At 58.4% G+C, this 10,931-nt stretch carries 6 protein-coding genes and 1 pseudogene; 4 read left to right on the forward strand and 3 right to left on the reverse strand.

Annotated features, from left to right (window positions below; all coding sequences use genetic code 11):
- Positions 1 to 262, forward strand: a 262-nt coding sequence (locus tag E4K65_RS45650) for a transposase (RefSeq protein WP_135179598.1), incomplete at its 5' end; no start/stop codon positions are given.
- A gap of 78 nt (positions 263 to 340) precedes the next feature.
- Here E4K65_RS45650 and E4K65_RS45655 read toward each other — a convergent pair.
- The 3 genes and pseudogenes from E4K65_RS45655 to E4K65_RS45665 form a co-directional block, all read right to left on the reverse strand.
- Positions 341 to 756 (reverse strand): annotated as a pseudogene (locus tag E4K65_RS45655) (IS110 family RNA-guided transposase); the annotation flags it as partial.
- A 382-nt stretch (positions 757 to 1,138) separates the two neighbouring features.
- Positions 1,139 to 4,483 carry an adenylate/guanylate cyclase domain-containing protein gene (locus E4K65_RS45660; RefSeq protein WP_135179637.1) on the reverse strand — a complete coding sequence of 1,115 codons (3,345 nt, stop codon included), beginning with the start codon at positions 4,481 to 4,483 and terminating at the stop codon, positions 1,139 to 1,141.
- A 203-nt stretch (positions 4,484 to 4,686) separates the two neighbouring features.
- The gene (locus E4K65_RS45665; protein ID WP_135179638.1) at positions 4,687 to 5,127 is read right to left on the reverse strand and encodes a YybH family protein; all 441 of its coding nucleotides are present in this window, start codon (positions 5,125 to 5,127) and stop codon (positions 4,687 to 4,689) included.
- Positions 5,128 to 5,481: 354 nt separating this feature from the next.
- Between E4K65_RS45665 and E4K65_RS45670 the strand changes: the two genes are divergently transcribed.
- The 3 genes from E4K65_RS45670 to E4K65_RS45680 form a co-directional block, all read left to right on the forward strand.
- Entirely contained in the window at positions 5,482 to 7,548 is a 2,067-nt protein-coding gene (locus E4K65_RS45670; RefSeq protein WP_135179639.1) for a GAF domain-containing protein, read from the forward strand.
- 460 nt (positions 7,549 to 8,008) lie between these two features.
- Positions 8,009 to 9,769: an adenylate/guanylate cyclase domain-containing protein gene (locus tag E4K65_RS45675; protein ID WP_167771690.1), complete on the forward strand. Its 1,761-nt coding sequence runs from the start codon at positions 8,009 to 8,011 to the stop codon at positions 9,767 to 9,769.
- Positions 9,770 to 9,886: 117 nt separating this feature from the next.
- Positions 9,887 to 10,931, forward strand: a 1,045-nt coding sequence (locus E4K65_RS45680; RefSeq protein WP_167771691.1) for a transposase, incomplete at its 3' end; no start/stop codon positions are given.

The following is a 10,931-nucleotide window of genomic DNA, read 5'->3' on the forward strand; positions in this document are numbered from 1 at the left end:
CATTGGCCGCTTCCACGCGATGATCCGAAAGAAGGCCGAGATGGAGCTCGAACCTTGGATTGAGGAATCCAAGCGGAGCCTCATTGCCTCGTTCGCGAATGGCATTGCCAACGATAAGGGCGCGGTGCACGCGGCTATCACGCAACCATGGTCCAATGGCCAAGTGGAAGCTCAGATCACCAAGCTCAAGCTGGTCAAACGGCAAATGTACGGACGCGCTAAGCTCGATCTCCTTCAGGCTAGGCTGATTGGCGCGCCATAAAAACAATCACGATCATCGAATATGCGTCAGAGCCAATGTTGGAAGCCGATGGGGGTCAAAGTTCGGCGCTTTTTTACAGGCCCGGATCTGATTAATGATGCCGGTCCGTTGACTGACCAACCGTTCACGCACGCGGTGCAGCGCCTGCAGGTCGAGCTGGTCGGAGGTCTTGGTCGCCACGAACTTCATGGTTGGGCGCTGCACGGCCTCGGCGATCGCTTCAGCATCGCGATAGTCATTCTTGTCACCTTTGCTATACGGCCGCACGTATTTCGCCGGCATCAGCCGGGCGTCGTGACCAAGCGCCTGAAGTTTGCACTGAGATGATGCGCCCCGGTGCAGGCCTCCATGCCGATGAGGCACGGCGGCAGGTTGGCAAGCCGCGCTTCCACCTGGCCACGCGACCACTTCTGGCGCAGTACTAGGGCTCCACGCTGATCTTGGCCGACAATGTGGAACGAATTCTTGCCGATATCGATGCCGATCGCGGCGATCTGCCGTTGAGTGTCTGGGACATGGCATACTCCCTTGTCTTCGGTGCCCTTACCAGTTTGGCTCGCTGGCAGGGCTGGAGCACGGCCGGACCATCCCATCCTCGGACTTCGCCATCTCTAAGTACGTCAAGTACGCGCCCAATAGCGGACGTTCGAATTGACGACCGAAGTACTTACCTCTTGGGTGCAAAGAGTGGACATCGCTACTCCTTGGACGTCACAGATTTACAGGTCTTATTCGTTACCTTGGACCGATGGAAGTTGCGGGAGTTAATTGGTAATCGTAAAGAATTGCGCTTTGCCTGGACGCAACCTTAGAGGCGAGCTCAGCGGGCATCTCCGGATCATCGATCTAAGTGCTGATTGCGATCGCCCTATCTGGTTAGCACGGACGGTCGCACGACAATTCGGTGAGCAGTCCCTTGGCTTCCTTGAGATCGGGCGTATCGAACCCTTCAGTGAACCAGCTATAGATTCCTGCGAGAAGATCTCGACGAGTGTCGGTGAAGCGTCCCTCCTCATGCCACAATCGCGCGAGACTGATGGCGGCCCGCAATTCGAAAGACTTGGCATTCTGGTCACGGGCGATTGCAAGCGCCGCCTGGAAGTGGCCCTCCACCTCGGCCGGCGAGGCGCCCTGCATGCGCCGGAGCTCGCCCTCTATTCGCCTGAGCTCCGCCTCCCAAGTGTGTTCGTCGATACGCGTTACCAAATCCTTGGCTTCCGCTAGTGCGGCCAAGCCTTCTTCGGTGCGCCCCTGCTTCAGGGAGGTCGCCGCCAGCATGCACAGGTATCGATTCTGCCACCAACTGACACCGATGGCCAGGCGTTCCTTTGAATTCTGATGCATCAGCGCGAGACCCTCCGCGCCGGCTCCTGCTTCAGCTATCGCCCACCCCCTCAGGATCAGCCCGCTGAACCGGAAGTAGCGTAGGTTGTGCTGATCGGCGAGTTCGATAATCGCGTCGGCATGAGTGCGCACGGCGCCTGAGTCGAAAAGTAGTTCGTCAAGTCCGGCTCCGCTATAAATCTTCACGTGAGTGTTGAGAGTGGCCTGGTTTAAGTCGGACGCGTATTCGAACGCTTTTCCTTGCCAGGTTCGCGCCTGTTCCGGATAACCTAGAATCCAGTAAATGACGGGCAGATATGCGATCGCATAAAATTTCGGATCATGGATGTAATGCACTGGCGGCGGGCGATGCCGGCTCGAATCATAGATCCGCAGGATCGTCTCGAACGCGGATCGGGCCTCGTCGAACGCCCCGAAGTGCATGGCGTTCAGCCCTGCTAATCGGTAACTCACCAGCTCAAGCGCTTCGTCGGCCATTTGCTTCGATGTGCGCCGTGCCTCGTCGGCTAGTTGGCGCATCATGTGGTGATCGCCACGCACGCCGTGAAAGGCCCACTGACCGCTGAGAGTTGCGAACAGGGCGCCCGCGTCCCTGAGTCGTTCTCCTAAAAGGCGTGCGCGGCTAAAGGCTACACCCGTTTCCGGAGCCGCGTAGCCGTAGACAGCGATCAACGGCGTGCCGATCGTGCTCTGTACGTTGAGTTCCTGCCGATCACGCTCAGGACTCTCCGGAAGCATTTTCAGCGACTCAAGCGCGCGAGATAGATGCCTAATCGCCTCCAGATTGGCGGAACGCTCGGCGCTTTGTCTTCCCGCCTTGAGCCAATAACCGGCTGCACGATTCGGTTGCTCCGCTTCGGAAAAGTGTTGTCCCAACACCTCCGGCTCGCGAGCCACCCGATCCGCAAAGCGCTCTTCGAGCACCTTTGCGATCCGCGCGTGAAATTGCTGTCGCGTCCTCCGCAACATGGTGCCATAAGCAGCATCTTGCACGAGTGCATGCTTGAACAGGTAGGATGCCTCGGGCGCCGTACCGCGGCTGAAGACCAGACCCGTCGCGGTGAGTTGGCTCACGCCGGCGCGCAACTCCGGCTCCTTTAGCGACGAAACCGCTGCCAGCAGTTCATAGGAGAACTCTCGCCCAATAGTCGCACCGATCTGGGCAAGCTCCTTTGCCGGGCCGAGCCGGTCGAGGCGAGCCATGAGCGATGCGTGCAGGGTAGCGGGAATAGTGTGCGAGGGCGTCGTGGACAGCGTACTTGCCGCTTCGGGTCCATGGACGCCGGCTTCGACCACGGCCTTCGTTAACTCCTCGACAAAAAGCGGCACGCCATCCGTCCGTTCCGCAATTTCATTGATTATTTCCGGCGGCATTTCCCCGTTGCCCGCGATCGTTTCGATCAGCGCGGAGACATTGTTCTGATCGAGCCGTCCCAATGCCATCATAGTGACGTGCGGCTGGCCGACCCAGGGTGGGTCGAACTCGGGCCGGAAAGTCATGAGCAGCAGCGCCGGTAATCGGCGGACAAGCTCAACTGTCCGATCCATCACCTCAAGGCTCGTCGGATCGCTCCAATGCATATCCTCGAAGATTTGCAACACAGGCTGCTGCTTAGACAGACCGTTGAGCTGCCGCAGAAGCGCGTCAATCGTCTTCTGCTTACGCTGTGGTGGGCTAAGGCGGAGCTCCGGATACCCTCTGATATCGGGTAACAACAGCAAGTCGGCAATGAGTCGGTTGTCTTCTGCCGCAGCCGTTGCACGCGAGAGCAGAGCATCGAGCTTTTCGGCTCGTGTCCGCGCGTCATCGTCGCGCTGGAATGCGGCGGCTCGTTCGAGCTGATGGATGAGCGGATAGAATGCGCTATCCGTATGATGGGGCGAACAAAAATAGCGCAATCGGGTGTGTGGTTCCTTGCCAATCCGTCCGAGAAGCGCGGCTGCTACGCGCGATTTGCCGATTCCTGCCTCGCCGGATATCAGCACAACTTGGCCGCTGCCGCCCTTCGCCCTCTCCCATCGACGAAGCAGTAGTTCCATCTCCTCATCACGACCGACGAGCGGCGTAAGGTCCGTCGCGTGAAGCGCCTCGAATCGACTGTCAACGGCGCTCAATCCATCGACTCGGTATGCATGGACAGGTTGGGCAAAGCCTTTGACCTGCACTTTTCCCAAGTCGCGGTATTCGAACAAATTTCCGAGAAGCAGACGTGTCTGAGGGCCAATCACGACAGAGTCAGGTTCTGCCAAGGCTTGCAGTCGAGCGGCCAGATTTGGCGTTTCGCCAACAATCCCGCGCTCTTGCACCTCACCGGCCCCAATCAGATCTCCGATGACCACGAGTCCAGTTGCGATGCCGATCCGCACTTGAAGCCGGCGAGGTGCTTGGAGCTGGCCGACCGCCTCGACCAAGGCTAGGCCGCTCCGCACGGCTCGTTCCGCATCATCCTCGTGCGCCTGCGGGTAACCAAAGTAAATCAAGACGCCATCGCCCATGTACTTCGCGACATAGCCGCCCAAACCGCTGACTGCTTCTGCAACACACCTATGATACGCGTTGATCACGTCATGGAGGTCTTCAGGGTCGAGCTGAGTCGCGAGGACAGTAGAGCCGACAAGATCGCTAAACATCACTGTGACTTGCCGGCGCTCCGCCGAGAATGTTGACGGCACGGTTGCTTGCGGTGGCGTTGCGGGTATCTCTACCGATGCGATGGAGGTACCGGCGTTCAGCTGGTTGCCGCATTTTCCACAGAACTTCGCGTGTGGAGGATTCGAGTGGTTACAAGACGGACATGCAACGGGCAAAGAGGCACCGCACTCGATGCAGAACTTACTGCCGTCCGGAACGACCGCTTTGCAGGTCGAACACTCCATACGACACCTAATTCAGATTTGGCCGGTCGCGAGCTTGAGAGGGCGGCACTGACAGAGCGCTCCGATCGGGGAACTCCTGCAAGCCGGCCGCCAAATGCTAATTCGACTGCGCGGCAAGTCGGCTCCACACCGGCAGCCCAGCTCTCTTGCCCGCAAATACCCGCGTGCCCGGGGCGCCGCCCGCTGGTTACGACGCGAAACTTTCAGTTAAAGGTATGCAACCTCAGCTTGAGCGAGCCATCAGCCTGGCGCTCGAAGACGTGTGTAGCAATGCCGCCGAGAGTCTGCGGCGCACCATCCGCTCCCTTACCCTTGGCACTCCAGTTCGCTGTTGCATAAACGATCTTATCATCCCCACCAGCGTCGATAATATCCAGTGTGTGGTTGGTAACACCGTTTGCAAAGAAACCGGCGAAGAACTTCTCGATTTCAGCGGGCCCGGACACGACCGCGTGGGTCGGCGGCAGAATCTTGGCGCTCGGGAGGTACGCGGAAGCAACGGCTTTAGCGTCCCCCTTGTTGAAGGCTGCGTTAAATGCCTCGTAAGCCGCGGCAACATCGCTCTTGAGATCGGCCGCGTGCGCCCCAATCGGATTGGCCATCATCACGCAGCAGATTAGCGCAAATACCTGAGCAAGGCGCATGGAACCTTCCCTCGGCCGGCCCGGTTGGCGAGTTCAATATATGCCGATGAAGTAGAAAACATGACTGCCCAAAAGGGGTTACTCCGTTGGAGACCAGAGGCCGGACTTAGCGGACTATGCGCCGCAGCGAGGAATCGACATGCGCTGGCCCGTTCGAGACATCCCTGTTCGATCTCACGATGTCCGCTTATCCGGTCAGACCGGAAGTCATCACCTCAGAGGCAAGCCGACGCTCATGACCCATCTCGGACATCGGATGGGCTCGTTAATGGCACGCAATATTTTGGAGTTTCTGCCTTCCGGCATAACGCCTTAAGCCGATAGAATGCCTGCTCCTGAGATCAGGGGCTGTATATGGCGCAACGTTCCCCGGAACAGAGTAGTGCACGCAAATTCGGCGGAAAGGCTCCCAAGGCGAAGCGCAAGCCTAAGGCGAAAACCCGGCACCCGAGCGGTCGGTCGGCTGCCGATTTGCGGCGGGAACTTAGCCGCCGTACCGTCGAGCTGGCTGAAGCACGCGAGCAGCAGGCGGCAACCACCGAGGTTCTTCAAATTATCTCGTCGTCTCGCGGCGACCTAGTACCCGTGTTCAACGCGATGCTCGGCAAGGCGATGGACCTTTGCGCTGCCGATTTCGGCGTGCTCAATACATTCGACGGCGAGCTATTCCATACTGCTGCCACGCGCGGGCTCCCTCCCGCCTATGACGAATATCGGCGCAGCCAGCCGCTGGCGTACGGCCCGGGCACGGCACCGGCCCGCCTGTTGCAGGGCGAACCGATTGTAGAAATTCTCGATCTCCGCGAGTCGGATGCCTATCGCAGAGGCGAACCCAACCGGCGCGCGCTGGTCGATCTAGGCGGTGCGCGTAGTATTCTCGCCGTTCCGCTCCTGAAGAGCGATCGGGTGGTCGGCAATATCATGATCTTTCGGCAGGAGCCGGCGCGTTTCTCGGAGAAGCAGATATCGCTCTTGAAACAGTTCGCAGCTCAAGCGGTCATCGCTATCGAAAACACGAGTTTGCTTCGTGAGCTGCGCGCCAGCACCGAGGATCTACGAGAGTCGCTACAGCAGCAGAGTGCGACCGCCGACGTGCTCAAGGTCATCAGCCGCTCTGCCTTCGACTTGCAAACTGTGCTGGACACTCTCGTCGAGTCGGCGGTTCGATTGTGCGAGGCGGATATGGCGGCGATTACGCGGCAGAAAGGGAACGAATATTTCCGCGCCGGATCATACGGATTTTCGGCGGAGTTCATGGATTACGTAAAAGAAATCCCCGTCAAGCCGGAACGCTCGACCATAACCGGCCGAACCCTGCTCGAGGGAAAGGTGATCCATGTGCCCGACGTGCTTGCCGATCCCGATTACACTTTTTCGGAAGGACAGAGACTAAGCGGCAATCCCCGGACATTTCTAGGGGTACCCCTTCTGCGCGAAGGCAATCCGGTTGGCGCGCTCGTGCTGTTGCGCCGAACCATGCGGCCGTTTACTCACAAGCAGGTGGAATTGGTCACAACCTTTGCAGACCAGGCCGTGATTGCCATCGAAAACGTGCGTCTGTTCGACGAAGTTCAGGCTCGCACAAAAGAACTCGCGGCTTCCCTCGACGATCTGCGCACCGCGCAGGATCGCCTGGTGCAGACCGCGAAGCTGGCCTCGCTCGGCCAGCTCACCGCCGGTATCGCACACGAGATCAAGAACCCTCTCAACTTCGTCAATAATTTCTCAGCTCTTTCGGCGGAGCTAACGGACGAGTTGAACGACGTGCTCAGATCCGCCGCGCTGACCGACAATATCCGTGCGGAAGTCGACGAACTGACCAAGATGCTGAAAGACAACCTCGAAAAGGTTGTTCAGCACGGCAAACGAGCCGACTCCATTGTGAAAAACATGCTGCAGCACTCCCGTGAAGGATCCGGCGAGCATCGACCTACTGACATCAACGCGATAGTCGATGAGAGCCTAGACTTGGCTTATCATGGTGCTCGAGCAGAAAAGGCAGGCTTCAGTATCGCGTTCCATCGCGATCTCGACCCGTCCGTCGGTATGGCTGATGTCTATCCGCAAGAGATCACGCGGGTAATGCTCAATCTGATATCGAACGGATTCTACGCCACGACGAAACGCAAAGTGGAAGCCGGTGACGGCTTCGAGCCGATGCTTTCCGCTACGACCAAAAATCTCGGAGACAAGGTTGAAATCCGTATTCGCGATAACGGCACCGGCATCCCGGAAGAGATCAAAGGGAAAATATTCAACCCGTTCTTCACGACCAAGCCTTCCGGGGAAGGTACCGGGCTTGGCCTGTCGATGAGCCACGACATTATCGTAAAGCAACACGGCGGCAGCATCGACGTCGAGACGGAGCCCGGGCTGTTCACTGAGTTCACGGTCGTATTACCGCGGACAAGCCAAAGGTAGTCTGCCAAGAACCGGTTGACCTACGTCCAATTTTGCTGCGGTGCGTGCGTCTGTTCCTGGCCCCCTTCGCGGACCTGAACAGCGGGCCCGCTGATGTCCGCTTCACAGTGGCAGAGCAGACCATCTACCTTGGGCCCGCCGACTTCCGCGATTGACCCAAACCGGTCATTAAACGAGCGCTACCCTAGACAGGTCGTCTCGCCTGGGGGATCACGCAACGCGAGGCGAACTGGGACGTCCGAACTGGGACGTCGCGATGGACGTCGGAGGTTGAGGCTTTGGTCTCGAACAATATGAGGCGGCATTCCGCGAGAATTTGAGTGCTTGTCGCTCGATTACGTGGCTGCCGGAACAAAGCGGATGTCGCCGCCGAACTTGTCACCTCGAGGTGCAAGGATGTAATATGGTCGTCGCTAGCTGCGGTTATCCGCAGAGGGTATCCCACGGGAGGGAGACCCGGATGGCTTCGGACCAGGTCAAACGCAAACTCGCCGCTATACTCGCCGCCGATATTGCCGGTTTTAGCAGGTTGATGGGTGTGGACGAGGCCGGGACGCTTGTCCGCCTCAAGGAATATCGCCGAGAGCTGATCGACCCCAAGAACAAACAATATCGCGGTCGCGTCGTGAAAACGACGGGTGATGGTATCCTCATTGAGTTTCCGAGTGTTGTGGATGCGGTATGCTGTTCGATCGAGGTCCAGGAGGGCATGCGCGAACGCAATGCCGATGTCCCTCCGGAGAAACGCATAGAGTTCCGCATCGGGATCAACCTTGGCGATGTGATCGTTGAGGGGCGCGACCTCTATGGCGAGGGGGTGAACATTGCGGCTCGACTGGAGGGATTAGCCGAGCCGGGCGGCATCTGCATATCGCAGACTGTCCTCAATCACGCGCGCGGGAAGTTTGCCTTCGAGGTCGAGGATTTGGGCCAGCAAGCCCTCAAAAACATCGTCCAACCCATACACGTCTACCGTGTACTGCTCAATTCCAGCCGGGGCCGCACGGTAACTGGATCTTCGGAATCGCCCCTAGCTTTGCCGGACAAACCCTCGATTGCCGTACTGCCGTTTCAGAACATGAGCTGCGATCCGGAGCAGGAGTATCTCGCCGACGGTATTACCGAAGATATCATCACGGCCTTGACGCGGTTTCGCTGGCTTTTCGTCATCGCTCGCAACTCAAGCTTTGCCTATAAGCACAAATCACTCGACGCAAAACAGATCGCGCAACAACTTGGCGTGGAGTATTTGATTGAGGGAAGCGTGCGTAAGTCCGGCCAACGAATTCGGATTTCTGCACAGCTCGTCGAGGCGACATCAGGCAAACACGTCTGGGCTGAGCGCTATGACCTCGAACTGACCGAGGTGTTTGCTATTCAGGACGAAGTTGCAGAGCGCGTGGCAGGCGCTATCGAACCGGAGCTGCTCAAAACGGAAGGCGCGCATGCGGCGGCTCGACACGCTGGTAATATAACGGCCTGGGACTTAGTACGGCGGGGGACTTGGCACTTTCATCAGGTGACCCGTGAGAACCATCTGAAAGCCCGAGAACTGTTTCGTCAGGCCTGTAAGCTCGATCCCGAACTCCCTGAGGCACATCTCTGGATCGGTCGGGTCAGTGCCGGCGTGGTTGCTTATGGTTGGTCGGATAAGCCCGTTGCGGATTTGCAGGAGGGCACGGAAGCGGCTTTGCAAGCGGTCCAGCTTGACGAACGAAATTCCTATACACACTACGCGCTTGCGATCGTCAGTGTGTATGCGGATCGGTTCGAGCAGTCGATTGGCGCCGCCAGAAAGGCGATTGAAATCAGTCCCAGCTTCGCATTGGGCCATCTGGTCTTGGGAATGGCGCTTTTGTTCAGCGGACACGCATCGGAAGCAATTGCGCCGCTTGAATATGGGCTGCGACTGAGTCCATACGATCCGCAGAATTTTGTCTGGTTCAACATTCTTGCGCTCGCGCGTCTCTTCTCCGGACGCGCGGAAGCGGGACTAGAAGCGGCAGCGCGGGCTCAGCAAGTCCGGCCTAATTGGTGGACCAGTCTGGAAGTCCTTGTCTGCTGTTACGCCGCGCTTGAAAAATGGGACGAAGCCCGACGTTGCGCGCGACAGATGGCCAGCGTTACGAAACAGCCCGGCGATGTATTAGCGCCTTTTAAGGCCCACAATCCAACCTGGACTGAGCAGATGGAAAGCGCTCTCAGGAGGGCGAGCGCTTAATGCAGACAAAGTATGCGTTGATGTCAGGTTCTGGCCGATTGTGTTGCAAAAGTCGGTTGAGCCGAGTCGGCAAGCGTGATTCCGTTGTATTGACGCGAATCGCGATGAGGTCGATCCATGATGGGCCGTCTGAAGAGTGACCAAGGTCAACCGTTCTACGAGTTTCATCTCAGCGACGCGGTTCCCGAAGATCATCTGGTGCGGAAGATCGACACTGCTCTCGATCTGTCTTGGCTTCGCAGCGAACTTGCTCCTCACTATTCGTCCATGGGTCGCCCGTCGATCGATCCGGAGCTGATGATCCGGATGCTGATCGTGGGGTATGTCTTCGCGATCCGCTCGGAGCGGCTGCTCTGCCGTGAAGTGCAGATGAACCTCGCCTATCGATGGTTCTGCAAGCTCGGTATCGAGGATGCTATCCCGGATCATTCGGCCTTCTCGCGGGCCCGCAATGAGCGCTTCCGCGAGGGAGATGTCGTTCGTCGCGTGTTCGAACATATCGTTGAGGCGTGCATTGTGGCCGGTCTGGTGGGTGGCGAAGGTTTTGCGGTAGACGCGAGCCTGATTCAGGCAGATGCCAACAAGCAGCGCTCGATCGCGGGTCAGGATTGGCGCAGGGATCGCGATCCGGCGAGGTCAAGCCGCGCGGTGAAGGAGTATCTGGCAACCCTCGACGATACGGCCTGGGGCGCGGCCAGCGACGTTGTCCCGAAGTTCGTCTCCCCATCCGATCCCGCGGCGCAGTGGACCGGAGCTCACAAGGGACCGGCATTCTTCGCGTACTCCGACAATTATCTCATCGACGTGAAGTTCGGCGTCATCGTTGATGTCGAGGCCTCCCGCTCCATTCGCCAGGCCGAGGTCGGAGCAGCGAGGACCATGATTGAGCGAACAGAGGAGCGCTTTGGTCTCAAGCCGGAGCGGCTTGTCGGGGATACCGCTTACGGCGCCGCTCCGATGCTGAACTGGCTGGTCGAGGAGAAGGGCATCGCGCCACATATCCCCGTGTTCGACAAGTCGAAGCGAGATGACGGTACCTTCTCACGCAGCGACTTTCGATATGATCCGACCAGTGACGTCTACCACTGTCCTGGCGGAAAGCGGCTTGGAACGAGCGGCACCGTGCACGAGGGCAAAACGCTTCTGTATCGTGCGAGCAAGC

This window comes from Bradyrhizobium niftali, assembly GCF_004571025.1.
GTDB lineage: Bacteria > Pseudomonadota > Alphaproteobacteria > Rhizobiales > Xanthobacteraceae > Bradyrhizobium > Bradyrhizobium niftali.

Bases quoted from the DNA above. Each gene is read 5' to 3' on its own strand.
- E4K65_RS45660 (WP_135179637.1), bottom strand. From the start codon at position 4,483: ATGGAGTGTTCGACCTGCAAAGCGGTCGTTCCGGACGGCAGTAAGTTC.
- E4K65_RS45665 (WP_135179638.1), bottom strand. From the start codon at position 5,127: ATGCGCCTTGCTCAGGTATTTGCGCTAATCTGCTGCGTGATGATGGCC.
- E4K65_RS45670 (WP_135179639.1), top strand. From the start codon at position 5,482: ATGGCGCAACGTTCCCCGGAACAGAGTAGTGCACGCAAATTCGGCGGA.
- E4K65_RS45675 (WP_167771690.1), top strand. From the start codon at position 8,009: ATGGCTTCGGACCAGGTCAAACGCAAACTCGCCGCTATACTCGCCGCC.